Here is a 26,075-nt window from a genome sequence, read left to right as displayed (position 1 = left end):
GACAGGAGACATTGCATGGCTCGCCTCGCGGCATTTGATATGGATGGCACGTTGTTACTGCCGACGCATCGGTTAGGGAATGAAACCATCGACACCCTGCATGCCTTGCATCAGCGCGATATCACCATTGCCTTTGCCACGGGCCGCCATCTGATGGATGTGCAGGTGGTACGTGAACAGCTCACCCTGCCGGCCTGGTTGATCACCGGCAATGGCACACGCATTCACGATCTGGAAGGTCAGCAGCTGTTTGGCTGTGATCTGTCCTCTTCTGTAGCCGAAGAGGTGATCCACACGCATTGGCAAACGCTGACATCGATTCATATCTTCAACGATGAGGGCTGGTTCACCGATAAACCGTTGCTGGGAGCATTGGAAGCACACGTGATGAGCGGCTTCCATTATCAGCTGCGCGATTTGCGTCAGATGTCGGCGCATGAGGTGACCAAAATTTGCTTTATTGCGCCGCATGAGATGCTGCAGGCGTTAAAAGTAGAGTTGCAGCAAGCCCTGGGTGAGCGCGCCAATATCTGTTTTTCCGCATGGGATTGTCTGGAAGTTCTGCCGCTGGACTGCCACAAAGGCGCGGCGCTGGCGCATCTGTGCCAGCATCTGTCGCTATCAATGGCGGATTGTATGGCGTTTGGTGATGCGATGAATGATCGCGAAATGCTGGAGCGCGTTGGCAGCGGGTTCATCATGGGCAACGCCATGCATCAATTGAAATCGTCGCTGCCGCATTTGCCGATTATTGGACATTGCGAGACACAGGCGGTGTCTCATTACTTAAATCACTGGATGAGCACACCACACCTCGATTATTCCCCCGAATGCTGAGGCTTACAGTGAACCGGACAGGATGTCCGGTTTTTTATTGCATCTCACGCAGCCACGGCTGAATATCCCCGATATGCTGCGCGACCCACTCCGGGTTGTAATAGGTGTCCGGATAACGCTCACCACTGTCGCACAGTAGTGTCACCAGCGAACCTTGCTCGCCATTTTCCCGCATGCGTTTCGCCACCTGCAGCATGCCCCAGAAGTTGGTGCCGGTTGAAGCGCCAGGGCGACGACCCAGAATTTTCTCCAGATGAAGCATCGCAGCCACTGTCGCGCCATCGGGTACTTTGATCATTTCGTCGATCACATCCGGTAAAAACGACGGCTCCACGCGCGGACGTCCGATGCCTTCAATCATGCTGCCGCGATCGCTGCGCAGCGCGCTGTCACGACTATGCCAGAAATCAAAGAACACGGAGTGCTGCGGATCCACCAACAGCAGACGCGTATCGTGCCCCTGATAACGGATATAGCGGCCCAGTGTGGCCGAAGTCCCGCCGGTTCCCGCGCTCATCACCACGGTATGCGGCACCGGGAAAGGCTCATGCGCCATCTGACGGAAAATACTTTCTGCGATGTTGTTGTTGCCGCGCCAGTCAGTCGCGCGCTCGGCATAGGTGAACTGATCCATAAAATGACCGTTGAGTTCACGCGCCAGACGTTCCGATTCGCTATACAGCTGACAAGGATCGGCAACGAAATGGCACTCGCCGCCGTAAAAACGGATCATTTCAATTTTGCGTTTCGCCGTGCTGGCGGGCATCACGGCAATAAATGGCAGACCCAACAAACGCGCAAAATAGGCTTCTGACACCGCCGTGCTACCGGATGACGCCTCAATGATAGGCGTATTTTCGCGGATCCAGCCATTGGCCAACCCATACAGGAACAGCGACCGCGCCAGGCGATGCTTCAGGCTGCCACTCGGATGGGTGCTTTCATCTTTGAGGTAAAAGCGGATGCCCGGAAAATCCTCCAGCGCAAAGCGAATAAGATGCGTATCCGCAGAGCGTTGAAAATCGGCGTTAATTTCATTGATGGCGTGGCGAACCCAGGGCGTTTGCATGTGACGAATCCGTAATCATTATTGTGCACAGTGTAAGGCACTGGCAGGAAAATAAGGTTGCTTTAATCCGGGTATAATGCCCGAATAAGAGAAAATTTTTCTCCCGGAGCGCCGAATGCTAGATAAAACTGACCGCACTTTGCTGGCGATACTGCAACAGGATTGCACGTTATCACTGCAGGCCTTGGCGGATGCGGTGAATCTCACTACCACGCCGTGCTGGAAACGCCTGAAAAAGCTGGAAGATGATGGCATTATTCGTGCGCGCGTGGCTTTGCTGGATGGGGAGAAGATGGGCCTTTCTCTCACCGCTTTCATGTTTGTCAAAACACAACAGCACAGCAGCGACTGGTTTCAGCAATTTGTTGCCGTGGTACAGCAGATGCCTGAAGTGATGGCATTCTATCGCATGGCCGGAGAGTACGATTATCTGCTGCGCATCCAGGTGGCCGATATGAAAAGTTACGATGCATTTTATAAACGTCTGGTGAATGGCGTGCCAGGCCTGATTGATGTGACCTCCAGTTTCGCCATGGAAGAGATTAAATACACCACCGCGTTGCCGGTAGCGCCCTGAACGGGCACAGAAAGAGAGCGTCTTGTGCGATTATTCAGCCAATTAAGTTGGTATTTCCTGCGCGAGTGGCGGCGATATCTGGGTGCCGTCAGCTTGCTGATTGTGATTGCGTTATTGCAACTGCTGCCGCCGCATGTGGTCGGCGTGATTGTCGATGGCGTGACGCAACACACTTTAAGCAGCGGCAAAATTTTCATGTGGATCGGCGTGATGCTGGTGACGGCGGTCATCGTCTATCTGCTGCGCTATGTCTGGCGCGTGCTGCTGTTCGGTGCGTCCTACCAACTCGCGGTTGAATTACGCGAAGATTTCTATCGCCAGCTGAGTCGCCAGCATCCGGCGTTCTACTTGCGTCATCGAACTGGTGATTTGATTGCACGCGCCACCAATGATGTGGATCGCGTGGTGTTTGCCGCCGGTGAAGGCGTCCTGACGCTGGTGGATTCGCTGGTGATGGGCTTAGTGGTGCTGGTAGTGATGAGCGTGCAAATCAGCTGGGAATTGACGCTGCTGGCGCTGATCCCGATGCCGCTGATGGCGATTGCCATTCAGAAAGATGGTTCGCGTCTGCACCAGCGCTTTAAAGTGGCGCAGGCCGCCTTCTCCAGCCTGAACGATCAAACGCAGGAGAGCCTCACCAGCATCCGCATGATCAAAGCGTTTGGTCTGGAAGATCATCAATCACAGCAGTTTGCAGGCATTGCCCGCGATACGGGTAAAAAGAACCTGCATGTAGCGCGGGTTGATGCACGCTTTGATCCCATCATCTATATCGCCGTGGGTTTCTCTAACCTGTTGGCGATTGCCGGTGGTGGCTGGATGGTGTGGAACGGTAGCCTGACGCTCGGTCAGCTCACCAGCTTCGTTATGTATCTCGGGCTGATGATTTGGCCGATGCTGGCGCTGGCATGGATGATCAACATCGTTGAACGTGGGAGCGCGGCATGGAGTCGCATTCGCTCGCTGTTGGCGGAAGCGCCGGCGGTGGAGGATGGGCAGAAAGTCCTGCCCGCCGACGCTGGAGATTTACAGGTCGCCATTCGTGAATTCCATTATCCCGCCAACGCAGGCGCGGCGCTGAGCCATGTTAATTTTCAACTGAAACCGGGGCAAATGTTGGGGCTGTGCGGTCCAACCGGCTGTGGTAAAAGCACGCTGTTAAGTCTGATTCAACGTCATTTCGACATCGACCAGGGTGACATTCGCTACCATAACCTGCCGCTAACGCAGCTGCGACTTGATAGCTGGCGCAGTCGGCTGGCGGTGGTGAGCCAGACGCCATTTTTGTTCTCCGATACCGTGGCCAATAACCTGGCACTGGGGCGTCCGAATGCGTCTCAGGAAGAAATTGAGCGTGTGGCGCGCATGGCCTGTGTACACGATGATATTCTGCGTCTGCCGCAGGGCTATGACACCGAAGTGGGTGAGCGCGGTGTGATGCTTTCCGGCGGTCAAAAACAGCGTATAGCCATTGCCCGCGCGCTGTTGCTGAATGCGGAAATCCTGATCCTCGACGATGCACTATCCGCGGTGGACGGTCGCACAGAGCATGAAATCCTGCACAACCTGCGGCAGTGGGGCAAAGGCCGCACATTGATCATCAGTGCGCATCGTTTATCGGCGTTGACCGAGGCCAGTGAAATTCTGGTGCTGCAACAAGGTGCGGTGACTCAGCGCGGCGATCATGACAGCCTGCTAGCGAAAGAGGGATGGTATCGCGATATGTACCGCTATCAGCAACTCGAAGCGGCGCTGGATGAAGACGAAGCCACAGAGGAGGCGAATCATGGCTAAATCGCAACGTTTGTGGCCAACCCTGAAACGCCTGCTGTCATACGGCAAACCCTGGCGCAAATCGCTGTGGCTGGCGGTTGGCATGCTCTGGATTGCGGCGGCGGCAGAAGTCACCGGTCCGGTGCTGGTGAGCTACTTCATTGATAATCTGGTGGCGAAACACCAGATGCCTTGGGGCATCGCCATCGGGCTGCTGGTGTGCTTTATTTTGCTGCAACTGCTGGCTGCGGGTTTGCACTATTTCCAGGCGCTGCTGTTTAATCGCGCGGCGATTGGTGTGGTGCAGCAGTTGCGCGTGGACGTGATGAACGCGGCACTGCGTCAGCCGCTTAGCGCCTTTGATACCCAGCCGGTGGGGCAGATTATCTCGCGCGTCACCAACGATACTGAAGTGATTAAAGATCTCTACGTCACGGTGGTAGCCACCGTGCTGCGCAGTGCGGCACTGATTGGCGCAATGCTGGTGGCGATGTTCTCGCTCGACTGGCGCATGGCGCTGGTGGCGATTGTCATCTTCCCTCTGGTACTCACGGTGATGCTGATTTATCAGCGTTACAGCACGCCGATTGCACGTCGTGTGCGTAGCTATCTGGCGGATATCAATAATGGTTTCAATGAAGTGATCAACGGCATGAGCGTGATCCAGCAGTTTCGCCAGCAGGCGCGCTTTGGTGAACGCATGGGCGAGGCCAGCCGCTCACACTATCTGGCGCGCATGGAAACTCTGCGACTGGACGGTTTCTTGTTGCGTCCGCTGTTGAGTCTGTTTTCGGCGATGATCCTCTGTGGGCTGCTGATGCTGTTCAGCTTTGCCACGCCCGGGGTGTTTGAGGTCGGCGTGCTGTACGCCTTTATCACCTATCTGGGACGCCTGAATGAACCGTTGATAGAGCTCACCACGCAGCAATCGATGCTGCAACAGGCGGTGGTTTCCGGCGAGCGTATTTTTGAACTGATGGATGCCACACAGCAGGGCTACGGTGGCGATAACCAGCCGTTGGCTTCTGGGCGCATTGCCTTGCACGATGTCAGTTTTGCCTACCGCGATGATCGGGATGTGCTGAGCCACATTAGTCTGGAGGTTCCGGCGCGTGGGTTTGTGGCGCTGGTGGGGCATACAGGCAGTGGCAAAAGTACGCTGGCGAATTTACTGATGGGATATTACCCGGTGACACGCGGTAGCATCGAGCTGGATGGTCGTCCCTTACCGCAGTTGTCGCATGAAGCGTTACGCCAAAGTGTCGCGATGGTGCAGCAAGATCCGGTGGTGCTGGCAGATACCTTGTTAGCCAACGTGCGGCTCGGGCGTGATATCCCGGAAGAGCAGGTGTGGCAGGCACTGGAAAAGGTGCAGCTCGCGCCGCTGGCTCGCTCGATGTCGGAGGGCATCCACACGCGATTGGGCGAGCAGGGCAACAATTTGTCGGTCGGGCAAAAACAGTTACTGGCGCTGGCGCGGGTGCTGGTTTCGCTGCCACAGATTTTGATTCTTGACGAAGCGACCGCCAATATCGATTCCGGCACCGAGCAGGCGATTCAGCATGCGCTGCGTGCACTACGCCAGCACAGCACGCTGGTGGTGATTGCACACCGCCTTTCTACCATCACCGAAGCGGATCAGATTCTGGTATTGCACCGTGGTCAGGTTGCCGAGCGTGGCACGCATGCACAGTTGCTGGCTCAACAGGGTCGTTACTGGCAGATGTATCAGCTACAGCAGGCGGGTGATGAACTCGCGGCGAGCATCCCCGCACAAGCAGAAGGGTGAATTGCACCTTTTTTGCGCAGATTTATCGGATTGTTCTGTATTGATGCACTCCTTTGAGGCTGAAAGCACCAAAGGGGTGCAATATTGCAACACCTTTCTTTTGTCCTGTTTCCAAACTGAGCCACCCATCACATAACGAAGCGCGATACAGCGCGTCCAGGCCACTGACTGCTCACCTTTTTTCATTTATGGCACAGCGTTTGCTTATATCTCCTCGTGTCCGCGAGACTCACTCAATTTATTATCTGGAGGGGAACGTATGAAGCTGGTTACCGTGGTAATCAAACCATTTAAGCTGGAGGACGTGCGTGAAGCTTTATCCTCCATTGGCATTCAGGGACTGACTGTTACCGAAGTGAAGGGGTTTGGTCGCCAGAAAGGTCACGCAGAGCTTTATCGCGGTGCCGAGTACAGCGTGAACTTCCTGCCAAAAGTTAAAATTGATATCGCGATTGCGGACGATCAACTCGATGAAGTGGTGGATGTCATCAGCAAAGCCGCTTACACCGGCAAAATTGGCGACGGCAAAATCTTCGTCGCAGAACTGCAGCGCGTTATTCGTATTCGTACCGGCGAGACCGACGAAGCAGCACTGTAACTGGGGCTCTGAATTGTGATGGGATGGAAAGAAATGAATAAAATGATGACTAAGTTGGGCCTCACCAGCCTGGCACTGTTACCGTCTCTGGCCATGGCGGCAGCACCTGCCGTTGCGGACAAAGCGGATAACGCCTTTATGATGATCTGTACCGCTCTGGTACTGTTTATGACGATTCCGGGCATCGCCCTGTTTTACGGCGGTTTGATTCGCGGTAAAAACGTCCTGTCGATGCTGACCCAGGTTGCCGTGACCTTCGCATTAGTCTGCGTGCTGTGGGTGATTTACGGTTATTCACTGGCCTTCAGCGAGGGCAACGCCTTCTTCGGTAACTTCCAGTGGGCGATGCTGAAAAATATCGAGCTGAAAGCAGTGATGGGCAGCTTCTATCAGTATATTCACGTCGCGTTCCAGGCTTCCTTCGCCTGTATCACCGTGGGCCTGATTGTGGGCGCGATTGCTGAACGTATTCGCTTCTCAGCAGTACTGATTTTTGTGGTGGTCTGGTTGACGCTCTCTTATCTGCCAATCGCACACATGGTGTGGGCTGGCGGTCTGCTGGCGCAAGACGGCGCGCTGGACTTCGCTGGCGGTACCGTTGTTCATATCAACGCAGCCGTTGCGGGTCTGGTGGGTGCTTATCTGGTGGGCAAACGTGCTGGCTTCGGTAAAGAAGCGTTCAAGCCGCACAACCTGCCAATGGTCTTCACCGGTACTGCGATTCTGTATGTGGGCTGGTTCGGTTTCAACGCCGGTTCTGCTTCTTCAGCTAACGAAATCGCAGCATTGGCTTTCCTGAATACTGTTGTGGCGACTGCAGGTGCGGTGCTGTCATGGGTGTTCGGTGAGTGGGCAATGCGTGGCAAACCTTCTCTGCTGGGTGCGTGTTCTGGCTTTATCGCCGGTTTGGTTGCTATCACCCCGGCTTGTGGTTATGTCGGTGTCGGCGGTGCGCTGATTATCGGTCTGGCCGGTGGCCTGGCAGGTATCTGGGGTGTGACCACCCTGAAGAAATGGCTGCGTGTGGATGACCCGTGTGATGTGTTCGGTGTGCACGGCGTGTGCGGTATCCTGGGTTGTATTCTTACCGGTGTGTTCGCCTCCTCTTCACTGGGCGGCGTGGGCTACGCAGAAGGCGTGACCATGGGCCATCAGGTTTGGGTTCAGCTGTTCAGCTGCGGCGTGACCATTGTCTGGTCAGGTGTTGTCGCCTTCATCGGCTTCAAACTGGCGGATATGATCGTTGGCCTGCGTGTTCCAGAAGATCAGGAACGTGAAGGTCTGGATGTGAACAGCCACGGCGAGAACGCTTACAACCAGTAAGAAATGCGCGGTAAAAGAGCAGTGCGCTAAAACTATAAAAAGACGAGGGGGCGATAATATCGCCCCCTTTTATTATGCGTCGCGTTGGCGCATGACTCCTTCCTGAACGGTAGTCGCGACCAGTGTCCCATCCTGCGTGTAGAACTCCCCACGTACAAACCCACGTGCACCTGAAGCTGAGGTGCTCACCACGCTGTACAGCAACCACTCTGAAAGGTCGAACGGGCGGTGGAACCACATGGAGTGGTCAATCGTCGCCACCTGCATGTCAGGCTCTAAAAATCCTTTACCGTGCGGCTGTAGTGCCACAGGCAGGAAGTTGAGATCCGAGGCGTAACCCAGCAGGTATTGATGAATGCGGCGATCGTCCGGCAGCTTGCCGTTGGCACGAATCCACACCTGGCGCATCGGCTCATCAACACGGCCCTTGAGCGGGTTATGGATTTGCACCGGCCGGATATCCAGTGGACGTTCAGCGAGAAACTTTTCTTTGAGTTTGAGAGGTAAATGGGCCGCCAGTTTTTGCGCCAGATCCTGCTCCGAGGGGAGATTGTCCGGGCCTGGCACCGACGGCATACGGTTCTGGTGCTCAAATCCGCTTTCCGGCGCCTGGAAAGAGGCAGTCATATAGAAGATCGGCTGTCCGTTTTGCACCGCGCTGACGCGACGCGCGCTGAAGCTTTTGCCATCGCGCAGGGTTTCGACATCGTAAATGATGGCTTTTTCGCTATCACCAGGACGCAGGAAGTAGCTGTGGAACGAGTGGATGATGCGCTCTTCCGGCACGGTTTGTTTTGCTGCGTATAACGCCTGACCGACGACCTGGCCGCCAAACACCTGGCGCAGGCCGAGATCTTCACTTTGGCCGCGAAACAGGCCTTCTTCGAGTTTTTCGAGATCGAGTAAATTAAGCAGGTTTTGCAGTGCCTGGCTCATAGCAGATTCCTCTGGGGGGCAATCGCGTCAGTGTGAAAGATCCGACCAGTTTCCGTCAATGATTTTGCCGTGATTTCAGCGAGCTGGCAGTGCTTTTGGGCGCAATCCGGTTTTTTGTGCCAGAATTAAGGGCATTCGGCGGTTGAAAAGCTACCCAACAATTTGTCCGCCGACAATCATAGTGTTCATAAGGAGACGACATCGATGAAACTCTGGCATGTTATTAGCGGTGTGACGCTGGCGGCAGCATTGGCTGGCTGTGCCGATCACAGTAAGCCGGTAGCCACCCCAACGCTGGGCTCCGCCGTTGCGGGGCAGCAGGCTGCGATTACGCAGCCTAATGTTAGTGGTTCGGTGTACATTCGCCAGCGCATTGCGTTGCCGCCGGATGCGGTGCTGACCGTTACGCTGTCCGACGCTTCACTGGCCGATGCACCATCGAAAGTGCTGGCGCAGCATGTGGTGCGCACTGAAGGGAAGCAGGCGCCGTTCCAGTTTGTGCTGCCGTTTAACCCGGCTGATATTCAGCCGAATGCGCGGATTCTGTTGAGTGCGGCTATCGCTATTGATGGCAAACTGGCGTTCATTACCGATACTGTGAAGCCGGTGATCAATCAGGGCGGTACGAAAGCGGAACTGCTGTTGGTACCTGTGACCAATATGGCGATGCAGACCACGCCAGGCGCGGCGACAACGGTGCCGTCAACGTCGCCAACGCAGGTGGTGCCTTCTGCTTCGGTGCCTGCGCCGACGAGTATGTGATAAAAGCAGGGGCGGGGAGTTTACGCTTAAAAACAGGGCGGGGGAGTGTGCGGATAGGCAACACTGTTGCGTAAAGTCGCTGCCTCGTCCCTGATCGCTCGGCACACGCCATCCCTGGCGTGTGACGCTTTACTCCACAGTGTTGCCTACCCGCACCTCAGCATGGGTGCGAATTTGTGGAATGACATCGGCGGATTGTTACAGATTGCTCGTCGCTTTCATCTTTGGCGGGGATGTTTTACTTCACAGTGTTGACTGCCCGTACCTCAGCATGGGCGCGAATTTGTGGAGTGGCATCGGCGGACTGCCTCTGATTACTCGTCACTTTCATCTTTGGCGGGGATGCTTTACTCCACAGTGTTGCCTGCCCGCACCTCAGCAGGGGGGCGCTTAGTACTCCCAGCGATACTTCTCTAATTCAATCTCACCGGCATCACTGACTTCGATGCCTTCGGCTTCCAGCGCATCGCGCTGGCGGAAGAGATCATCGCCCTGCAGAGAAATGCGGCCATGGCGATTGATGACGCGGAACCACGGTAATTTGCTGCCCTCGGGCAAGCGACGTAATACGCCGCCGACTTGTCGGGCTGCGCGCGGTGAACCGGCAAGCAGGGCGATATCGCCGTAGGTGGTGACTTTGCCTCTGGGGATCGCGGCAATGATTTGCCAGACGCGCTCGGAGAAATTGCTTGTGTCATTCATACACGCACCGGATTCAGCGAATAAAGGGCGACTTTAACATGCCGGGAGGGCGAGAATCAGGGTTTTACTGGCGAGCTGTTCAAGAAAACAACGGTCACCCGGCCTGCGCTTGCAATTGCCAGGGGGTTACTTGATAATGCCTGCGCTTTCGAAAGAGAGCTCGTCAATGGGGGCCCTGTTGGTTCTCCCGCAACGCTAACTTGTGAACTCGGTCAGGTCCGGAAGGAAGCAGCCGCAGCAGGCGACGCGTGTGCCGGGATGTAGCTGGCAGGGCCTCCACCATTTCTACTCCCCGAAAAAATCCTCAAGAAATCAGTACACAGCGAAACGCTGGCACTCCTTTGCCTGTGAATCATTCCCTGAAGGGAAAAGATGGCGTAACGAACAGCGGGTAAAAATAGTTAGCGGACGAACTTCCAGACAGAAACCGGTACTTTGTCGTAAAGCTTATTCATCGTCAGTTCAGCGAGACGATGATCGGCCGCAGAATAAAATACCGCGAGTTCGTTGTCAGATAATTCGTACTTGTTTTTTTCAATCACCCGTTCAAGGGTGTCAATTGAGCGACAACGACGCAGTCGCATCAAATAGTCTGTTTTGGTTAAGGCTTGGTTGCTCATAAATAAACCGGTCTCACTGTGATGCTAAAAGGAATGGCTGGGTTGTTGGAGAAAAGCGCACTCTTCGGCAAACAGATTAAATAAGCGTCTTGCTGAACGTTGCCACCGTTGAAGATCCTGAGTATTGATTCCATAACTGCTAAACAGCATAAAGGTATCGTCAAGATATTCATCGATTTGCGTAATCAGCGCTTCATCTTCAACGTGCTTAATTTTGTAATTCATCGTGAAAGACGCGATATGCTCAATCAAATCGTTGAGCTGTAAATTGCTTTCCGCAGTAGGGTCATTCACCCAGCCGTGATGGCTGTCAGTCAGTGTCGCCATACTTTCGTCAAACAGGTTCTCACACAGGAATTTAAGCTGGGCAATATCATGCCGTTTTGGTGAGTATTCGTCCATCTTTTTCCCCTCCAGAGCTTGCACAGTGACCGCAGCGCGGCGAGATTTGGAAAAGCTATCAGGAAGCGATCACGAATATTAAGAATTCAGCGACTTTTTAAATATAATCCACATTCATTAGCTTTGCTCACCTCGATTACTAAATATTACAATTCGTCGGCTGGCGAGGGGCGGGTATTGTCTATCACTGAAAACACCAGTGCGCCCGGTACTATCTGGAACAAAATCTCTTCATGCTGAGTAGATGTTTCGTTTAAATCCAGGCAAGGATTAAATAAATCCCACTTAAAATCGTAAAGCATTTTAAATCGATTGTTATCGTGCGGTTGAATGGAAATAATCTTAAAACTGTCGGGAACTAATTGCGCGTTTTGAGAATACCACTGTAAATCACCTGCCAGGGCTTCGGCTATTTTGAGAATATTCCCCTGGATAATAGCCTGCAACTTCTCGCAATCGTCCTCATCCATAGCAATATCACAATGAATAATAGACTGCATTTCGCTTCCGGTAAAAAAGGAGGATGAATCTATCATTGGGGTTCTGGCCAAATATTGCAAGTTAACTCTGTGCAGAATACGTAATCGTTGCGATGGGATTTATCGCTCAATCGATTCAGATCCAGTGATAGCCACAGAGTAAGCGCCAAATGGTTAACTTTTGAAACACTTTCTCTCGGGTATCGCGCGGGGAAAATCAGGTAGTATAATTGTTATGTTATAACGTTTTTGGTCTCCCTCCATGAATCACAGTGGTTTACTCCTCTCACTTAGCGGCCGTCTGCTGGTCGCGCTGCTGCTTATCGCGTTCCTGGCGCTGGCTATCTATTGGGGAATGCAGAAATGATGCATTTCAACCGCTTGCAGGGCGGCTATCAGGGACAAGCGGTGACGCCGATAGTGACCGGAGAACTGGCGGCAGGCAGCATGACGGCATTAATCGGCGCGAACGGCACCGGAAAATCCACGCTACTGAAAACCATCGCCGGTCTGTTGCCGCCGATTGCAGGGACTTGCGAATTAAAAATTTCGCCTAAGGCGCTTGGCTGGTTACCGCAGCGTAGTGAGTTAGAAACCCGTTTCCCGCTTACCGTTTATGAGCTGGTTGCGATGGGATGCTGGCCGCGCTGCGGCTGGTTTGGTGGCATCAATCGTGCGATGCGACAGGAGATCGATGCCGCACTGGATGCCGTGCAGATGCGTGATTTCGCCGATGCGCAGCCTTCAATGCTTTCCGGCGGCCAGTTGCAGCGGGTGCTGTTTGCGCGCCTGATGCTGCAGCAAAGTAAAGTCTGGCTGCTGGATGAACCCTTTAATGGCATCGATACGCAAACCGTCACGCTGTTGATGTCAATCCTCGAGCAGCAGCAGCAGGCGGGCACCACCTTATTAGTCGTGTTGCACGATCGACCACTGGTCGCGCGTTACTTCAAAGATGTGTTGTCACTTGATGATGCTGACTCCGCTCAAACTCCACTGCTGCGCAGGGTGGCTTCGTGACATTGATTCAACCGTTTATCGAATTTGGTTTTATGCGCCGTGCATTAGTGGCTTGTGTGGCATTAGCGCTGAGCGCCACGCCGCTGGGTGTATTCCTTTCACTGCGCCGTATGAGTCTGGTGGGCGATGCGCTCTCCCACGCGGTGCTACCTGGCGCGGCGATTGGCTATCTGGTTTCCGGCTTATCGCTGGTGGCGATGGGCATCGGCGGGTTGATTGCGGGGTTAGCCGTTGCGCTGCTTTCTGGTGCCGTCAGTCGGTACACCCCCTTAAAAGAGGACGCCAGTTTCTCTGGCTTTTATCTCGGCTCGCTGGCGCTGGGCGTGACGCTGGTGTCATTGCGTGGATCGAGCGTCGATCTGCTGCACGTGCTGTTCGGTTCACTGCTGGCCGTCGATAACGCGGCCATCCTGCTGGTGGGCGGCATTGCGGCGTTCACTTTAATGATGCTGGCAGTGATTTTTCGTCCGCTGGTGATCGATGCGTTCGATCCGGATTTCCTGCGTGCGCAAGGCAAGTGGAGCGCGCCGATCGTCCACGGCATCTTCCTGATGCTGGTGGTGCTGAATCTGGTTGCGGGTTTTCAGGTGCTCGGCACGTTGATGTCGGTGGGATTGATGATGTTACCGGCGACCAGCGCGCGTTTCTGGAGTCGCCATCTCGCCTGCATGCTCGGCATCGCCATGCTGCTGGCGATGATCGCCGCGCTGGTAGGTTTAATTCTTTCCTGGCACTTCTCACTGCCAGCCGGACCTGCGGTAGTGCTGAGTGCGGCCGTACTGTTTTTGCTTTCTGTTTTAACAGGACCGTGTGGCGGCCTGCTGCGCCGTCGATAACTATACAATTAGGGGATACGAATGAAGAAGTTACCGTTGAGTCTGGCGATTGGCGCCATGTTGATTAGCCCACTGACCATGGCGAAAACCGTGGATGTGGTAGCGAGTTTCACCGTGCTGGCGGATATCGTTAAGCAGGTGGGCGGCGATCACGTTAACGTGAAGTCGCTGGTGCAGCCTAACGGCGATCCTCATACCTTCGAACCAACGCCACAGGATAGCCAGGCATTGGCTAAAGCCAATGTGGTATTTGTGAGTGGTTTGGGGATGGAAGGGTGGATGGATCGCCTGATCAGCGCCTCCGGGTATAAAGGCACGATTGTGGTCGCCTCCAACGGCGTCAACACACGAAAAATGGAAGAAGACGGCAAAACCGTGACTGACCCACACGCGTGGAATAGCATGCACAATGGCGTGATTTATGCCACCAACGTGATGAATGCGCTGATTAAAGCCGACCCGCAAGATGCGGCGGATATCCGCAAGAGCGGTGAAAGCTACATTCAGCAGTTGGAAAAACTGGATAGCTGGGCAAAAACGGAGTTTGCTGCAGTGCCGAAAAGCAAGCGTAAAGTGCTGACCAGCCATGATGCCTTTGGTTACTTTGGCCAGCGTTACGGTGTGAGTTTCCTGGCGCCAGTCGGTTTCTCCACGGAAGCCGAAGCCAGTGCCAGCGATGTGGCATCGATTATCAAGCAGCTGAAGGCTGAGCACATCAAGACTTACTTCATGGAGAATCAGACCGATCCGCGTTTGGTGAAACAGATTGCCAGCGAAACTGGCGCACAGCCAGGTGGTGAACTCTATCCTGAAGCGTTGTCCGAGGCGAACGGTCCTGCTGCGACCTATGTTGCTGCCTTCAAGCACAACGTCGATATCATGTTGCAGAGCATGAAGTAAAAAAAAGGCCGGGGAGCATCCCGGCCAATTATCACGACACTTTCCTACCTTTTCTTTTTTCTTCCCTGAACCGCCTTAAAGCGCGGATTTGTTTTGCAGATCACGTAAATGCGACCTTTACGACGCACGACTTTGCAATCCTTGTGACGGGTCTTGGCAGACCGTAATGAACTTAAAACCTGCATGCGTTAACTCCTGATTAATTGCCGCGCGTCAGGAAGCTGCCGAAACGCTTGTTGAAGCGTGCGGCGCTGCCTTCTTTGGTGAGATCTTTTTGCTTGCCGGTGTAGTGGACGTGGGATTTAGACGAGACATCCAGCGTCACGTACGGCAGCACTTCGCCTTCGAACTCAATGGTGCGTTCGGTTTTAATGGTGGAACCGATTTTGAAATACTCATCGACAGAGGTGTCGTGGAACACCACGGGACGGTAATGAGGATGGATATTGGCTTTCATAACTGCACTCTCATGTTATGTTATAATATAACAATAGTATGAACCTGCAGAGAATTGATTGCAACCGCGATCGCAGTAAGGGTATTGAACGGTCGGGTGAAGGGCGGTGTTCAGGCAATAAAAAAGGCCGCTTGCGCGGCCTTTTCAACAGGTGACAACTTAGTGTTTGTGCTCGACCGGATGGCCTTGCTCAATCTCCGCTTTGTTTTTACCAAAGCGGCGACGTACCACCACAAAGAACACGGGCACGAAGAAGATCGCCAACGCGGTTGCGGTTACCATGCCGCCCATTACGCCAGTACCCACGGCGTTCTGTGCGCCGGAACCAGCACCGGTACTGATGGCCAGCGGCAGAACACCGAGGATAAAGGCCAGTGAGGTCATCAGAATTGGACGCAGACGCATACGTGCTGCTTCCAGAGTTGATTCCACCAAACCTTTCCCTTCCTTCTCCATCAAATCCTTGGCGAATTCAACGATCAGGATGGCGTTCTTCGCCGACAAGCCAATGGTTGTCAGCAGTCCCACCACGAAGTAGACGTCGTTACTGAGTCCGCGCAGGGTGGTGAAGATCAATGCACCGACCACACCCAGCGGCACCACCAGCATAACGGAGAACGGAATCGACCAGCTCTCATACAATGCCGCCAGACACAGGAACACCACAATCAGCGAGATGGCGTACAGGGCAGGGGCCTGGTTACCGGACAGACGTTCCTGGTAAGACATACCGGTCCAGTCATAGCCGATACCCGCAGGCAGTTTGCCCGCCAGCTCTTCCATCAGGTTCATGGCATCGCCGGAGCTCTTGCCTGGTGCAGCCTGACCCAGAATCTCCATTGATGGTAAGCCGTTGTAACGTTCCAGACGTGGTGAACCGTACTGCCACTTCGCCGAAGAGAAGGCTGAGAACGGAACCATAGTGCCGGAGCTGTTACGCACAAACCATTTGCTGATGTCATCTGGCAACATACGCGAGTCAGCCTGGCCCATGACGTACACTTTCTTCACACGACCACGGTCGATGAAGTCATTGACGTACGAACCACCCCAGCCCGCGCCCAGCGTGGTGTTGATGTCAGACAGCGACACACCCAACGCCTGCGCTTTTTCCTGATCGATGATCAGTTTGTACTGTGGCGTATCTTCCATACCGTTTGGACGCACGCCCACCAGCGTATCCGGATGCTGGGCAATCATGCCAAACAGCTGGTTACGCGCGGCGGTTAACTTCTCGTGACCCAGGTTACCCTGGTCCGTCAGCATGAAGTCGAAGCCGGTGGCGTTACCCAGCTCGATAATCGCTGGCAGGTTGAACGGGAAGACCATCGCATCTTTGATCTGACCCAACGCCTGCATGGCGCGTCCGGCAATCGCTGGCACTTTCAGGCTGGCATCGCCACGCTCATCCCACGGTTTCAGGCTGACGAAGGCAATACCGGTGTTCTGACCACGACCCGCAAAGCCAAAGCCGTTAACGGTAAATACCGAGTTAACGCTGTCTTTCTCTTTGTTCAGGAAGTAATCAGTCACCTGATCCAGCACTTTCTGTGTACGTTCCTGGGTTGCACCGGCTGGCAACTGCGCCTGCGCCAGTAACAGACCCTGATCCTCTTCCGGCAGGAAGGAGGTAGGCAGTTTCAGGAACAGATACGCCATGCCGACCACGATCACCAGGTAAATCACCAGATAACGACCGGTGCTACGCACGATGTGACCTACGCTATCGACGTAGTGGTTGGTGCTCTTATCGAACAAGCGGTTGAACCAGCCGAAGAAGCCAGTGGTTTTACCGTGATCGCCTTTGTTGATCGGTTTCAGCATGGTGGCACAGAGTGCCGGCGTCAGAATCAACGCCACCAGTACTGACAGTGCCATCGCGGAAACGATGGTGATCGAGAACTGACGATAAATAACCCCGGTCGAGCCGCCGAAGAAGGCCATCGGGATGAATACTGCGGACAGCACCAGGGCAATACCCACCAGCGCACCCTGAATCTGCTCCATCGAACGTTTCGTCGCTTCTTTCGGCGGTAAACCTTCTTCCGCCATCACACGCTCAACGTTCTCTACCACCACGATGGCGTCATCCACCAACAGGCCGATGGCGAGTACCATCCCGAACATCGTCAGAGTGTTTATCGAGTAACCAAAGGCACTGATAATCGCAAACGTACCCAACAGCACCACCGGCACCGCAATGGTCGGAATCAGCGTGGCGCGGAAGTTCTGCAGGAACAGGTACATCACCAGGAACACCAGCACGATCGCTTCAAACAGCGTTTTCACCACTTCGAAGATCGAGATCTTCACGAACGGCGTGGTGTCGTACGGGTAAACGGTTTTCATGCCAGCCGGGAAGAACGGCTGCAGTTTGGCCAGCTCATCTTTCACCGCTTTGGCGGTATCCAATGCATTCGCACCGGTTGCCAGTTTCACACCGATACCCGAAGCCGGTTTGCCGTTGTAGCGGGCGATGATCTCGTAGTTTTCACCACCGAGTTCAATCTTCGCCACGTCACGCAAGCGCACCTGTGAGCCATCCTGGTTCACTTTCAGCATGATGTTGCCGAACTCTTCGGTATTGGTCAGACGGGTCTGCGCAATGATCGAGGCGTTCAACTGCTGGCCAGGCACGGGCGGTGTACCCCCTAACTGACCGGCGGCGACCTGGGTGTTCTGGGTGCCCAACGCACTGATGACATCGACCGGCGTCAGCTGGTAGTTGTTCAGTTTGTGCGGGTCGAGCCAGATGCGCATCGCGTACTGCGCACCAAACACCTGCGTATCACCGACGCCAGGCGTACGGCTGATCGGGTCTTTGATGTTTGAAGCAACATAGTCAGAGATATCATTCTGCGTCATGCTGCCGTCATCACTGACAAAGCCCGCTACCATCAGGAAGCTGCTGGAGGATTTTTTAACCTGAATACCTTGCTGCTGTACTTCCTGCGGCAGCAGTGGCATCGCCAGCTGCAGCTTGTTCTGTACCTGTACCTGCGCGATATCGGCGTTGGTACCGGACTGGAAGGTCAGCGTCAGGGTTAAAGTACCGGACGAGTCACTGCTCGAGGCCATATACATCAGGCCATCGATGCCGTTCATGTTTTGTTCGATAACCTGGGTTACCGAATCCTGCAGCGTTTTCGCATCAGCACCCGGGTAGGTTGCCTGGATTTCAACGGCCGGCGGCGCAACATTGGGATATTGCTCAATCGGCAAGCTGATAATTGCAAGAGTACCTGCCAGCATAATGATGATGGCAAGCACCCAGGCAAAAATGGGGCGATCGATAAAGAACTTAGCCATGTATCAGTGGCTCCTGTTTAGGACGATGATTTAGCAGACTGTGATTCCGGTGCTGCTTTGGCATCATCTTTGACTTCTTGTGGTGTCACCTGCGCACCTGGCTTGGCACGCTGAAGACCGACGGTGATCACGCGATCGCCTTCTTTCAGGCCATCCGTTACCAGCCATTTGTCACCAAATGCCTGATTAGCGGTGATATTACGGACTTCCACTTTATTATCTGCGCCCACCACCATCGCAGTTGCCTGACCGGTTGGGGTACGGGTTACGCCCTGTTGCGGTACCAGCAGTGCGGTTGGGTTGGTGCCTTCATCCAGACGCGCACGCACAAACATCCCTGGCAGCAGGCGATGGTCCGGGTTCGGGAAGATGGCGCGCAGCGTGATGGAGCCGGTGGTTTCATCCACGGTCACATCAGAGAATTCCAATGTGCCTGTCTGCGTGTATGCGTTACCGTTTTGCATCAAGAGCGTGACGTTGGCTTTGCCGTCATTCTGTTTCAGCTGACCGGATTCCAGTTCTGCGCGCAAACGCAGGAAATCATCACTGGATTGGGTCACATCGACATACATTGGATCGAGCTGCTGCACGGTTGCCAGCGCAGTGGTTTGACCGCTGGAAACCAGAGCGCCCTCAGTGACTGACGATTTACCAATGCGACCGCTGATCGGCGACGTCACTTTGGTGTAAGCCAGATTGATGCGGGCGGTTTCCACATTGGCCTGGGCTGCCTGAACGGCTGCAGCCGTCTGTGCAGCGGTGGCCGCCGCGGTGTCATAGTCCTGCTGACTGATGTACTTAGTACCCAGCAGCGGCTTATAACGTTTGATGGTTAACTGCGCGACGTGTGCATTGGCTTGCGCCTGTGCTAAATCGCCTTTGGCGCTGTCATAAGCCGCCTGGTAAGTTGCCGGATCGATCTGATACAGGGACACGCCTGCTTTGATATCCGTTCCTTCCTCAAAATTACGCTTCAGAATAATGCCTGACACCTGAGGGCGTACTTCTGCCACGCGGAATGCCGAAGTACGTCCTGGAAGTTCGGTGGTAATTTTCAAAGGCTCGTTTTTTAACGTCACAACACCCACTTCTGGGGGCTGCTGCTGGGCGGCTTGCTGGGATTTATTATCATCACATCCTGTTAACACAAAGCTGCCTGAAAGCATCAGGACGGCCGCCAGAGGCGCTAATCCTCTGTTTTTATTCATAAATAAACCTCTAGTGTCCGATATCAAATGATCAATGGATCACAAACCGATAAACCCATTGCTGCGTTAAAACACGGGTCGTGCTATGGTACATACATTCACAAATGTATGTAAACTTGCCAGTTTGTAAAAAAAGTCCTCTATGGCACGAAAAACCAAAGCGCAAGCACTTGAAACGCGGAACCAAATTCTGGATGCCGCTTTAGCACACTTCTCTGAACACGGTGTGGCTGCCACATCCCTGGCAGATATCGCAACAGCGGCCGGCGTCACGCGCGGTGCTATCTACTGGCATTTCAAAAATAAAGCCGATGTTCTGCATGAAATCTGGCTTCGGTGTGACGCTGGGCTTGACGATGTGGAACTTGAGTATCAGACAAAATACCCGGACGATCCACTTTCTGTTATCCGTTCAATGTTGATCTATATCCTTGACGCCACAGCAAAGGATCCACAAAGACGCGCATTAATGGAGATTATCTTCCATAAATGTGAATTCGTTGGCGAAATGTCGACATTACAGGATATGCGTCAAAGTTTACTGCTTGAGTGTTACGACCGAATTGAATTGGTGCTACGTGAGTGTATCGAAGTGGGCCAGTTGCCTGCGGGATTGAACACGTTGCAATCGGCGCGTCTGATGTGCGGTTATATCAACGGTATGATGGAAAACTGGCTGTTTAACCCGCAGGCGTTTGATCTGGCGGCAGATGCGCCGCAGTTGGTGGATGCCTTTATTGATATGCTGCGGCTCAGTCCCACTCTCTCTTCGGCGCGTTAATTAACGCCCTCTGCCGCCTGTTTCTGCTGATAATCGCGTTGGACAATCGCCAGCGCGGCTAACACGGTTGCGGTCGGCACCTGGTTCTCTTCCAGCAGTTGTATCAAATCCACTGCCAGTTTGATCTCATCGGATGCAGTTTCCAGTGACATGATCTCTCCTTGTTAAATACGTAATTTTGCCGCCACCAGCAGCATCAAAATGGAACCCAGCAGTGCCACCCCAAAGCCAGCGGGGTGCAACGTCGCTAAATCACCCGTTGTAAAATAAGTCGCGATGTAACCCCCAATTAACGCACCAATCACGGCCAGCACCAGCGTCGGAACAAACCCACCCGGCCGACCGGGAAAAACCATGCGCTTGATGCAGCCAGCCACCACGCCAATCGCTATCCACATAATTAGGGTCATGATTTTCCTCCTTCATTCATAGGGGGAGTATATATCCTAAATAATTTCAGGTGCAGGCAAGTGGCAAAGGAATGAACCCGCAAGCGCTTACTCAGGTAAGAGATGGGGGGAATGAGCGTAGCCAACACACCTGCCGTGTGAAGTATGACGGGTATAGAGGAAAGTGGGCGGTGATTACCGTGCCGGGCCTGACATTTCCAGTTTGTGCATCGCATGGCGACAGCGTGCCAGCCGCTCGTGCAGCACTTCGATATCGCGGATCAACTGCTGCTGCACGCTGAGGGTTTCGGTGCGCGCCAGATGTTGCTCACGTTGTTCGATCATTGCCAGCAGGCGCGTTTCATAGCCCTGATATTCTTCGCGCTTCGACTGGCGCGGATCAACGCGAGGACGCTCACGCGGGGGGCGCAGTTGCTGGCTCTGGCATTCGCGTTGCAGGGCGGCAATCTGGTCCAGCACTTTCTCCGCCAGCCACTGGCGGCGCATCACATCAGTATCGGCTGTGCCAAGCTGGGTTAAATTTTGCTCCAGCTCAGCGAGATAATCAGCGAGCCGCGTGCCTTTGCAATGGAACAGTTGGGCGTCAAAACGGGGCTGTCGGCAGGCACCATCGCGTTGCTGCGCGATTTGCTGTCGTAGCTGATCGACAATGGCGAGCAGACGTTGATGTGCGGGCGGTTGGGGCATCACTCTGATTCCGACTGTGTTAACGTAGCGCAGTTCCGATTTTATCAGGCATCAGGCATGCAACGAATTTTTCTTCTGTGTCTTGGCTGGCTGGCGATTGTGCTGGGCACGCTGGGCATTGTATTACCTTTGTTACCGACCACGCCATTTGTGTTGCTGGCCGCCTGGTGCTTTGCCCGTTCGTCACCGCGTTTTCACCACTGGCTGCTGTGGCGCTCGCCGTTTGGTCGCTACATCCGCCACTGGCAACAGCATCGCGCCATGCCGCCCGGCGCCAAAGGCCGCGCCATGTTGCTGATTGTCATCACCTTTGCCGCTTCTATTTATCTGGTTAACATGCTGTGGGTGCGGATTATGCTGGGCATCATGTTGTGCGCGCTGCTTTTGTTTATGTGGCGTATCCCGGTAGTGGCAGAAAATGCTGACAGCGGCGATTAAGTGCGCCAGGGTTGCATTTAGACAGGTATTTGCATAGATTTGGGCATCTTCGTGCGTGGCTTCCCTTTTTAAACGTCTTCGCTTAACCCGGTTTCCGGGTATTGGCGCTGTCGGATGCTGCGCGTATTAGATATTTTTCCAGGCGTAACACTTATGACCGCAACTGCTCAGCAGCTTGAACTCATCAAAAACAGCATCAAAAGCATCCCTGACTACCCTAAGCCGGGCATCCTGTTCCGTGACGTCACCAGTTTGATGGAAGATCCGCAGGCCTATGCCGCGTCGATTGCCATTCTGGTTGAACGCTATCGTAACAAAGGTATCACCAAAGTGGTGGGCACCGAAGCACGTGGCTTCCTGTTTGGTGCACCGGTGGCACTGGGTCTGGGTGTCGGTTTTGTGCCGGTGCGTAAGCCGGGCAAGCTGCCGCGTGAAACCTACAGCGAGAGCTATGAGCTGGAGTACGGTTCTGATGCGCTGGAGCTGCACAAAGATGCCATTAAGCCAGGTGATGTGGTGCTGGTTGTGGACGATCTGCTGGCCACCGGCGGTACGCTGGAAGCCACAGTGAAACTGATCCGCCGTGCCGGTGGTGAAGTGAAAGATGCTGCGTTCGTGATCAACCTGTTTGATCTGAGCGGTGAAGCGCGCCTTAACGCGATCGGCATTGATTGCTACAGCCTCGTGAATTTCCCCGGCCACTAAGGCCCTGTGCGCCGCTGGCCTTGGCCATCGCGGCGCATTTCATTGCGCGTTCCTGCCGTCGTACCTTGGTATCAATATCTGATAAATCGTACCGCTCAAGCGGATGCGCGATGAAATTCAGCGCCTGCAGCGCGGGTATAGGCATATCCTGTTGTGGCTGTTAGACTACTGCCCATATAAACAGGGGTTGCGAAGCTGCATTTTTCCTCTTTGTCTTGTGGCGGAACCCGGTTCATTTAGCCGCACCGCTGTGCCAACTCAATAAATTCCAGTGATTGAATCCACATGAGCTATCAGGTACTTGCGCGAAAATGGCGTCCCCAGGCTTTCGCTGACGTAGTCGGTCAGGAACATGTGCTGACTGCGCTGGCCAACGGATTGTCACTGGGACGAATCCATCATGCTTATCTCTTCTCCGGTACACGCGGCGTGGGGAAAACCTCGATCGCCCGTTTGCTGGCGAAAGGTCTTAACTGCGAAACCGGTATCACCTCCACGCCATGTGGTCAGTGTGATAACTGCCGTGAAATCGAGCAGGGGCGCTTTGTCGATCTTATTGAGATCGATGCCGCGTCACGCACCAAAGTCGAAGACACGCGCGATTTGCTGGATAACGTGCAGTACGCCCCGGCGCGCGGTCGCTTCAAGGTTTATCTGATCGATGAAGTGCACATGCTCTCGCGTCACAGCTTTAATGCGCTGTTGAAAACGCTGGAAGAGCCGCCGTCGCACGTCAAATTCCTGCTGGCGACTACCGATCCGCAAAAACTGCCGGTCACTATTCTGTCGCGTTGCCTGCAGTTCCATCTTAAGGCGCTCGACGTCGAGCAAATTCAGCAGCAGTTAGTGCATATATTGCAGCAGGAGCAGATTGCCGCCGAGCCGCGTGCACTACATCTGCTGGCGCGCGCCGCAGACGGCAGTATGCGTGATGCCCTGAGTCTCACCGATCAGGCAATTGCCATGGGGCAGGGTAGCGTGACGCGTGAAACCGTGGCGCAAATGCTGGGCACGCTGGACGACGAACAGCCGCTGGCGCTGATTGAAGCGCTGGTGGAGGGCCAGGGTGAACAGGTGATGGCACTGCTGAATCAGGCGGCATCCCGTGGTGTCGAGTGGGAAGCGTTGCTGGTCGAGATGCTGCGATTGCTGCATCGTGTGGCGATGGTGCAACTGCTGCCGGCTTCGCTGGGTGAGGATGATGTAAATCAGGCACATCGCTTGCGCGATTTAGCGCGCGTCTTACCGCCCGCCGATGTGCAGCTCTACTACCAAACTTTGTTGATGGGACGTAAAGATCTGCCGCTGGCACCGGATCGTCGCCTCGGCGTCGAGATGACGCTGCTGCGCGCGCTGGCGTTCCATCCGCAGGCGACCATTGCCGAGCCGGTTGCGCGACCCAGTCTGATCCCGCAGGCGGCACCGCAAGCGTCTGCTGCATCCGCAGGCGTTGCTGCGCCGGCCTCTTCCGCTCAGGTTACTGCTCCAGCTTCGTCAGCCAACACTGCAGCGTCAGCAACGCCAGCGGCTTCCGCTCCCGGACCTGCAGCCACTTCTTCGGCACCTCGCACCGCCTCTGCCGCGCAGCCGCAGATGGCGCCGCCAATGCAGGACGCGCCGCCGATGGCTGATGACTACGCCGATATGCAACCGGCGCCAGAACATATGTCCGACTCCACCAGCCAACTGTTACAGGCGCGAACGCAGTTGCTGCGTCAGGGAGCCGGCAAAGCAAAAAAGAGTGAGCCGGCAGCGCGTCCCGCGCGGCCGGCGAACCCGGCGCTGGAACGTCTTGCCAGTGTCACCGAACGCGTGCAGCAGCGTGCGTCTGAACCCGCGGTAAAAACGCCCGCGAAGCCAGAAGCCTATCGCTGGAAAGCCCAGCAAACGGTCGAGGTAAAAGCGGAGCCCATCGCAACGCCAAAAGCCTTGCGTTCCGCTCTGGAGCATGAGAAAACGCCTGAGCTGGCGCTTCGTCTGGCCGAAGAAGCCCAGCAGCGCGATGCGTGGGCCGCCGAAATAGCCGCACTGACGTTGCCAAAACTGGTGCAGCAGGTGGCGTTAAACGCGTGGAAAGAGGTGGGCGAGAACGCCGTCACGCTGCATTTGCGCAGCAGTCAGCGTCACCTGAATTCAGCGTCGGCAAAACAGGCGTTGACGGAAGCGCTCAGTCAGGCAGCCGGACAAACGGTTGAACTGACCATCGTTGAAGACGATAATCCTGCGGTGTTGACGCCACTGGAATGGCGTCAGGCCATTTATGAAGAGAAACTGGTGCAGGCGCGCCAGTCGATTGAAAGCGATACTCACATTCAGACATTGCGTCGATTCTTCGATGCCGATCTGGATGAAGAGAGTATTCGACCCGTTTGAACACCCGCTGTCGCGCGTGAGTGGCGCGCAGCCCCAGCAGAGAGAGAAGACTATGTTTGGTAAAGGCGGATTGGGCAACCTGATGAAACAGGCCCAGCAGATGCAAGACAAAATGGCCAAAGTTCAGGAAGAGATTGCCGCGCTGGAAGTGACCGGTGAATCAGGCGCTGGCCTGGTCAAAGTCACCATTAACGGTGCACATAACTGCCGCCGTGTTGAAGTCGATCCAAGCTTGCTGGAAGACGACAAAGACATGCTGGAAGATCTGATTGCGGCAGCCTTCAACGATGCAGCACGTCGTATCGATGAAACGCAGAAAGAGAAAATGGCTTCTGTGTCTTCTGGTATGCAGCTGCCACCTGGCTTCAAGATGCCGTTCTGATGCAAACCAGTCCACTGCTTGAATCTTTGATGGAGTCGCTGCGTTGCCTTCCGGGCGTGGGCCCGAAATCGGCGCAGCGCATGGCTTTTCAGCTGTTACAGCGCGATCGTAGCGGTGGTATGCGTCTGGCGCAGGCTTTGACCCGCGCGATGTCGGAAATCGGCCACTGTGCCGATTGCCGCACTTTCACCGAGCAGGAAATTTGCACCATCTGCGCCAATCCGCGCCGTCAACAAAACGGCCAGATTTGCGTGGTGGAGAGTCCTGCCGATATCCACGCCATTGAGCAAACCGGCCAGTTTGGCGGCCGTTACTTTGTGCTGATGGGCCACTTGTCACCGCTGGATGGCATCGGTCCGCAAGATATCGGTCTGGATCGGTTAGAGCAGCGCCTGGAGCGTGAAACGCTGACCGAAGTGATCCTCGCCACCAACCCAACGGTGGAAGGTGAAGCCACGGCCAATTACATCGCTGAGCTGTGCGGGCAATATGGCGTTGATGCCAGCCGCATTGCACACGGTGTGCCGGTCGGTGGTGAGCTGGAAATGGTCGATGGCACCACGCTGTCGCACTCGCTCGCTGGACGCCACAAGTTTAAATTCTAATCACTTGCCGATGTCTTCACCGACATCGGCTTGAAATTCCCATCATCATCCCCATTTCTCTCTCAACCTATGATCAACCCCGATTTAGTTGAGGTAG

29 protein-coding genes, 1 other RNA gene and 1 other annotated feature are annotated in these 26,075 nt (G+C 54.7%); of the genes, 17 read left to right on the top strand and 13 right to left on the bottom strand.

Features of this window, described 5'->3' with window-relative positions; all coding sequences use genetic code 11:
* Positions 1 to 15 precede the first annotated feature (15 nt).
* On the top strand, positions 16 to 837 hold the full coding sequence (gene cof, locus CRO33_RS06250) for an HMP-PP phosphatase (RefSeq protein WP_097117489.1): 822 nt from the start codon (positions 16 to 18) through the stop codon (positions 835 to 837).
* Positions 838 to 871: 34 nt separating this feature from the next.
* Here the strand turns inward: cof and CRO33_RS06245 are convergent, their stop codons facing one another.
* A complete protein-coding gene (locus CRO33_RS06245; protein ID WP_097117488.1) occupies positions 872 to 1,906 on the bottom strand; it encodes a PLP-dependent cysteine synthase family protein in 1,035 nt (344 codons plus the stop codon).
* Between the two features lie 115 nt (positions 1,907 to 2,021).
* On the opposite strand from CRO33_RS06245, the gene CRO33_RS06240 reads away from it, so the two are divergent.
* The 5 genes from CRO33_RS06240 to amtB all read left to right on the top strand — a co-directional run bounded on the left by CRO33_RS06240 (position 2,022) and on the right by amtB (position 7,966).
* Positions 2,022 to 2,483, top strand: a complete 462-nt coding sequence (locus CRO33_RS06240; protein WP_034828126.1) for an Lrp/AsnC family transcriptional regulator — start codon at positions 2,022 to 2,024, stop codon at positions 2,481 to 2,483.
* A gap of 24 nt (positions 2,484 to 2,507) precedes the next feature.
* Positions 2,508 to 4,277, top strand: a complete 1,770-nt coding sequence (locus tag CRO33_RS06235) for a SmdA family multidrug ABC transporter permease/ATP-binding protein (protein WP_097117487.1) — start codon at positions 2,508 to 2,510, stop codon at positions 4,275 to 4,277.
* Positions 4,270 to 6,045, top strand: a complete 1,776-nt coding sequence (locus CRO33_RS06230) for a SmdB family multidrug efflux ABC transporter permease/ATP-binding protein (protein ID WP_097117486.1) — start codon at positions 4,270 to 4,272, stop codon at positions 6,043 to 6,045. The genes CRO33_RS06235 and CRO33_RS06230 overlap by 8 nt, the downstream gene beginning before the upstream one ends.
* 259 nt (positions 6,046 to 6,304) lie before the next feature.
* Complete coding sequence (gene glnK / locus CRO33_RS06225) at positions 6,305 to 6,643, top strand: P-II family nitrogen regulator (RefSeq protein ID WP_007886947.1); 339 nt, start codon at positions 6,305 to 6,307, stop codon at positions 6,641 to 6,643.
* 33 nt (positions 6,644 to 6,676) lie between these two features.
* Positions 6,677 to 7,966 (top strand): ammonium transporter AmtB, encoded by a 1,290-nt coding sequence (gene amtB, locus CRO33_RS06220; RefSeq protein WP_038648536.1) that lies wholly within the window; start codon positions 6,677 to 6,679, stop codon positions 7,964 to 7,966.
* Between the two features lie 72 nt (positions 7,967 to 8,038).
* Here amtB and tesB read toward each other — a convergent pair whose 3' ends face one another.
* On the bottom strand, positions 8,039 to 8,902 hold the full coding sequence (gene tesB / locus CRO33_RS06215; protein ID WP_097117485.1) for an acyl-CoA thioesterase II: 864 nt from the start codon (positions 8,900 to 8,902) through the stop codon (positions 8,039 to 8,041).
* Between the two features lie 204 nt (positions 8,903 to 9,106).
* On the opposite strand from tesB, the gene CRO33_RS06210 reads away from it, so the two are divergent.
* Positions 9,107 to 9,664, top strand: a complete 558-nt coding sequence (locus tag CRO33_RS06210; protein WP_034828134.1) for a YbaY family lipoprotein — start codon at positions 9,107 to 9,109, stop codon at positions 9,662 to 9,664.
* 390 nt (positions 9,665 to 10,054) lie between these two features.
* Here CRO33_RS06210 and CRO33_RS06205 read toward each other — a convergent pair whose 3' ends face one another.
* Positions 10,055 to 10,366: an MGMT family protein gene (locus CRO33_RS06205; protein WP_097117484.1), complete on the bottom strand. Its 312-nt coding sequence runs from the start codon at positions 10,364 to 10,366 to the stop codon at positions 10,055 to 10,057.
* 176 nt (positions 10,367 to 10,542) lie between these two features.
* Between CRO33_RS06205 and ffs the strand changes: the two genes are divergently transcribed.
* An RNA gene (gene ffs, locus CRO33_RS06200) (signal recognition particle sRNA small type) lies at positions 10,543 to 10,639 on the top strand.
* A gap of 128 nt (positions 10,640 to 10,767) precedes the next feature.
* Here the strand turns inward: ffs and CRO33_RS06195 are convergent.
* The 3 genes from CRO33_RS06195 to CRO33_RS06185 all read right to left on the bottom strand — a co-directional run bounded on the left by CRO33_RS06195 (position 10,768) and on the right by CRO33_RS06185 (position 11,888).
* Positions 10,768 to 10,986: an HHA domain-containing protein gene (locus CRO33_RS06195; protein WP_034828137.1), complete on the bottom strand. Its 219-nt coding sequence runs from the start codon at positions 10,984 to 10,986 to the stop codon at positions 10,768 to 10,770.
* A 24-nt stretch (positions 10,987 to 11,010) separates the two neighbouring features.
* On the bottom strand, positions 11,011 to 11,388 hold the full coding sequence (tomB, locus tag CRO33_RS06190) for an Hha toxicity modulator TomB (RefSeq protein ID WP_034828139.1): 378 nt from the start codon (positions 11,386 to 11,388) through the stop codon (positions 11,011 to 11,013).
* A gap of 146 nt (positions 11,389 to 11,534) precedes the next feature.
* A complete protein-coding gene (locus CRO33_RS06185; RefSeq protein WP_097117483.1) occupies positions 11,535 to 11,888 on the bottom strand; it encodes a hypothetical protein in 354 nt (117 codons plus the stop codon).
* 342 nt (positions 11,889 to 12,230) lie between these two features.
* Between CRO33_RS06185 and CRO33_RS06180 the strand changes: the two genes are divergently transcribed.
* The 3 genes from CRO33_RS06180 to CRO33_RS06170 are packed head-to-tail and all read left to right on the top strand — an operon-like array spanning position 12,231 to position 14,623.
* The gene (locus CRO33_RS06180) at positions 12,231 to 12,887 is read left to right on the top strand and encodes a metal ABC transporter ATP-binding protein (RefSeq protein WP_034828143.1); all 657 of its coding nucleotides are present in this window, start codon (positions 12,231 to 12,233) and stop codon (positions 12,885 to 12,887) included.
* Positions 12,884 to 13,723 carry a metal ABC transporter permease gene (locus CRO33_RS06175; protein ID WP_097117482.1) on the top strand — a complete coding sequence of 280 codons (840 nt, stop codon included), beginning with the start codon at positions 12,884 to 12,886 and terminating at the stop codon, positions 13,721 to 13,723. Before CRO33_RS06180 ends, CRO33_RS06175 begins: the two co-directional genes overlap by 4 nt.
* Positions 13,724 to 13,744: 21 nt before the next feature.
* Positions 13,745 to 14,623, top strand: coding sequence for a metal ABC transporter substrate-binding protein (locus CRO33_RS06170; protein ID WP_097117481.1), 879 nt, complete (start codon positions 13,745 to 13,747; stop codon positions 14,621 to 14,623).
* Between the two features lie 44 nt (positions 14,624 to 14,667).
* Here the strand turns inward: CRO33_RS06170 and ykgO are convergent, their stop codons facing one another.
* The 4 genes from ykgO to CRO33_RS06150 form a co-directional block, all read right to left on the bottom strand.
* On the bottom strand, positions 14,668 to 14,808 hold the full coding sequence (gene ykgO / locus CRO33_RS06165; RefSeq protein ID WP_008103894.1) for a type B 50S ribosomal protein L36: 141 nt from the start codon (positions 14,806 to 14,808) through the stop codon (positions 14,668 to 14,670).
* Positions 14,809 to 14,822: 14 nt separating this feature from the next.
* Positions 14,823 to 15,080 (bottom strand): type B 50S ribosomal protein L31, encoded by a 258-nt coding sequence (locus tag CRO33_RS06160; RefSeq protein ID WP_034828149.1) that lies wholly within the window; start codon positions 15,078 to 15,080, stop codon positions 14,823 to 14,825.
* A 159-nt stretch (positions 15,081 to 15,239) separates the two neighbouring features.
* Positions 15,240 to 18,389, bottom strand: a complete 3,150-nt coding sequence (locus CRO33_RS06155) for a multidrug efflux RND transporter permease subunit AcrB (protein WP_097117480.1) — start codon at positions 18,387 to 18,389, stop codon at positions 15,240 to 15,242.
* Between the two features lie 17 nt (positions 18,390 to 18,406).
* On the bottom strand, positions 18,407 to 19,597 hold the full coding sequence (locus CRO33_RS06150; RefSeq protein ID WP_034828153.1) for an efflux RND transporter periplasmic adaptor subunit: 1,191 nt from the start codon (positions 19,595 to 19,597) through the stop codon (positions 18,407 to 18,409).
* Positions 19,598 to 19,739: 142 nt separating this feature from the next.
* Here CRO33_RS06150 and acrR point away from each other — a divergent pair, with 142 nt between their 5' ends.
* Positions 19,740 to 20,378, top strand: a complete 639-nt coding sequence (gene acrR / locus CRO33_RS06145) for a multidrug efflux transporter transcriptional repressor AcrR (protein WP_097117479.1) — start codon at positions 19,740 to 19,742, stop codon at positions 20,376 to 20,378.
* Here the strand turns inward: acrR and rsmS are convergent.
* The 3 genes from rsmS to priC form a co-directional block, all read right to left on the bottom strand.
* On the bottom strand, positions 20,375 to 20,530 hold the full coding sequence (gene rsmS / locus CRO33_RS06140; RefSeq protein WP_064511361.1) for a pleiotropic regulatory protein RsmS: 156 nt from the start codon (positions 20,528 to 20,530) through the stop codon (positions 20,375 to 20,377). The genes acrR and rsmS overlap by 4 nt on opposite strands.
* A 12-nt stretch (positions 20,531 to 20,542) precedes the next feature.
* A complete protein-coding gene (locus CRO33_RS06135; RefSeq protein ID WP_034828157.1) occupies positions 20,543 to 20,788 on the bottom strand; it encodes a GlsB/YeaQ/YmgE family stress response membrane protein in 246 nt (81 codons plus the stop codon).
* Between the two features lie 174 nt (positions 20,789 to 20,962).
* A complete protein-coding gene (priC, locus tag CRO33_RS06130) occupies positions 20,963 to 21,475 on the bottom strand; it encodes a primosomal replication protein PriC (protein WP_097117478.1) in 513 nt (170 codons plus the stop codon).
* Between the two features lie 57 nt (positions 21,476 to 21,532).
* Here priC and CRO33_RS06125 point away from each other — a divergent pair, with 57 nt between their 5' ends.
* The 5 genes from CRO33_RS06125 to recR all read left to right on the top strand — a co-directional run bounded on the left by CRO33_RS06125 (position 21,533) and on the right by recR (position 25,978).
* Positions 21,533 to 21,913, top strand: a complete 381-nt coding sequence (locus CRO33_RS06125; RefSeq protein WP_097117477.1) for a DUF454 family protein — start codon at positions 21,533 to 21,535, stop codon at positions 21,911 to 21,913.
* 153 nt (positions 21,914 to 22,066) lie between these two features.
* Positions 22,067 to 22,618, top strand: coding sequence for an adenine phosphoribosyltransferase (apt, locus tag CRO33_RS06120; RefSeq protein WP_097117476.1), 552 nt, complete (start codon positions 22,067 to 22,069; stop codon positions 22,616 to 22,618).
* Between the two features lie 285 nt (positions 22,619 to 22,903).
* Complete coding sequence (gene dnaX / locus CRO33_RS06115; RefSeq protein ID WP_097117475.1) at positions 22,904 to 24,991, top strand: DNA polymerase III subunit gamma/tau; 2,088 nt, start codon at positions 22,904 to 22,906, stop codon at positions 24,989 to 24,991.
* Positions 24,333 to 24,394: a sequence feature (DnaX frameshifting element), on the top strand. (Overlaps the previous gene by 62 nt.)
* Before the next feature lie 52 nt (positions 24,992 to 25,043).
* The gene (locus CRO33_RS06110; RefSeq protein WP_031377860.1) at positions 25,044 to 25,373 is read left to right on the top strand and encodes a YbaB/EbfC family nucleoid-associated protein; all 330 of its coding nucleotides are present in this window, start codon (positions 25,044 to 25,046) and stop codon (positions 25,371 to 25,373) included.
* On the top strand, positions 25,373 to 25,978 hold the full coding sequence (gene recR / locus CRO33_RS06105) for a recombination mediator RecR (protein WP_097117474.1): 606 nt from the start codon (positions 25,373 to 25,375) through the stop codon (positions 25,976 to 25,978). The genes CRO33_RS06110 and recR overlap by 1 nt, the downstream gene beginning before the upstream one ends.
* Positions 25,979 to 26,075: the final 97 nt, after the last annotated feature.

Source organism: Pantoea sp. GL120224-02 (assembly GCF_900215395.1).
GTDB lineage: Bacteria > Pseudomonadota > Gammaproteobacteria > Enterobacterales > Enterobacteriaceae > Pantoea > Pantoea communis.
The sequence above is the reverse complement of the archived record's forward strand: the minus strand, read 5'-3'. Positions and strand labels throughout refer to the sequence as shown.

Bases quoted from the DNA above. Each gene is read 5' to 3' on its own strand.
- priC (WP_097117478.1), bottom strand. From the start codon at position 21,475: ATGCCCCAACCGCCCGCACATCAACGTCTGCTCGCCATTGTCGATCAG.
- CRO33_RS06110 (WP_031377860.1), top strand. From the start codon at position 25,044: ATGTTTGGTAAAGGCGGATTGGGCAACCTGATGAAACAGGCCCAGCAG.
- CRO33_RS06180 (WP_034828143.1), top strand. From the start codon at position 12,231: ATGATGCATTTCAACCGCTTGCAGGGCGGCTATCAGGGACAAGCGGTG.
- CRO33_RS06185 (WP_097117483.1), bottom strand. From the start codon at position 11,888: ATGCAGTCTATTATTCATTGTGATATTGCTATGGATGAGGACGATTGC.
- CRO33_RS06125 (WP_097117477.1), top strand. From the start codon at position 21,533: ATGCAACGAATTTTTCTTCTGTGTCTTGGCTGGCTGGCGATTGTGCTG.
- apt (WP_097117476.1), top strand. From the start codon at position 22,067: ATGACCGCAACTGCTCAGCAGCTTGAACTCATCAAAAACAGCATCAAA.
- tomB (WP_034828139.1), bottom strand. From the start codon at position 11,388: ATGGACGAATACTCACCAAAACGGCATGATATTGCCCAGCTTAAATTC.
- CRO33_RS06240 (WP_034828126.1), top strand. From the start codon at position 2,022: ATGCTAGATAAAACTGACCGCACTTTGCTGGCGATACTGCAACAGGAT.
- CRO33_RS06160 (WP_034828149.1), bottom strand. From the start codon at position 15,080: ATGAAAGCCAATATCCATCCTCATTACCGTCCCGTGGTGTTCCACGAC.
- ykgO (WP_008103894.1), bottom strand. From the start codon at position 14,808: ATGCAGGTTTTAAGTTCATTACGGTCTGCCAAGACCCGTCACAAGGAT.
- CRO33_RS06170 (WP_097117481.1), top strand. From the start codon at position 13,745: ATGAAGAAGTTACCGTTGAGTCTGGCGATTGGCGCCATGTTGATTAGC.
- cof (WP_097117489.1), top strand. From the start codon at position 16: ATGGCTCGCCTCGCGGCATTTGATATGGATGGCACGTTGTTACTGCCG.
- glnK (WP_007886947.1), top strand. From the start codon at position 6,305: ATGAAGCTGGTTACCGTGGTAATCAAACCATTTAAGCTGGAGGACGTG.
- CRO33_RS06150 (WP_034828153.1), bottom strand. From the start codon at position 19,597: ATGAATAAAAACAGAGGATTAGCGCCTCTGGCGGCCGTCCTGATGCTT.
- tesB (WP_097117485.1), bottom strand. From the start codon at position 8,902: ATGAGCCAGGCACTGCAAAACCTGCTTAATTTACTCGATCTCGAAAAA.
- CRO33_RS06210 (WP_034828134.1), top strand. From the start codon at position 9,107: ATGAAACTCTGGCATGTTATTAGCGGTGTGACGCTGGCGGCAGCATTG.
- rsmS (WP_064511361.1), bottom strand. From the start codon at position 20,530: ATGTCACTGGAAACTGCATCCGATGAGATCAAACTGGCAGTGGATTTG.
- recR (WP_097117474.1), top strand. From the start codon at position 25,373: ATGCAAACCAGTCCACTGCTTGAATCTTTGATGGAGTCGCTGCGTTGC.
- CRO33_RS06195 (WP_034828137.1), bottom strand. From the start codon at position 10,986: ATGAGCAACCAAGCCTTAACCAAAACAGACTATTTGATGCGACTGCGT.
- acrR (WP_097117479.1), top strand. From the start codon at position 19,740: ATGGCACGAAAAACCAAAGCGCAAGCACTTGAAACGCGGAACCAAATT.
- dnaX (WP_097117475.1), top strand. From the start codon at position 22,904: ATGAGCTATCAGGTACTTGCGCGAAAATGGCGTCCCCAGGCTTTCGCT.
- amtB (WP_038648536.1), top strand. From the start codon at position 6,677: ATGAATAAAATGATGACTAAGTTGGGCCTCACCAGCCTGGCACTGTTA.
- CRO33_RS06230 (WP_097117486.1), top strand. From the start codon at position 4,270: ATGGCTAAATCGCAACGTTTGTGGCCAACCCTGAAACGCCTGCTGTCA.
- CRO33_RS06205 (WP_097117484.1), bottom strand. From the start codon at position 10,366: ATGAATGACACAAGCAATTTCTCCGAGCGCGTCTGGCAAATCATTGCC.
- CRO33_RS06155 (WP_097117480.1), bottom strand. From the start codon at position 18,389: ATGGCTAAGTTCTTTATCGATCGCCCCATTTTTGCCTGGGTGCTTGCC.
- CRO33_RS06135 (WP_034828157.1), bottom strand. From the start codon at position 20,788: ATGACCCTAATTATGTGGATAGCGATTGGCGTGGTGGCTGGCTGCATC.
- CRO33_RS06245 (WP_097117488.1), bottom strand. From the start codon at position 1,906: ATGCAAACGCCCTGGGTTCGCCACGCCATCAATGAAATTAACGCCGAT.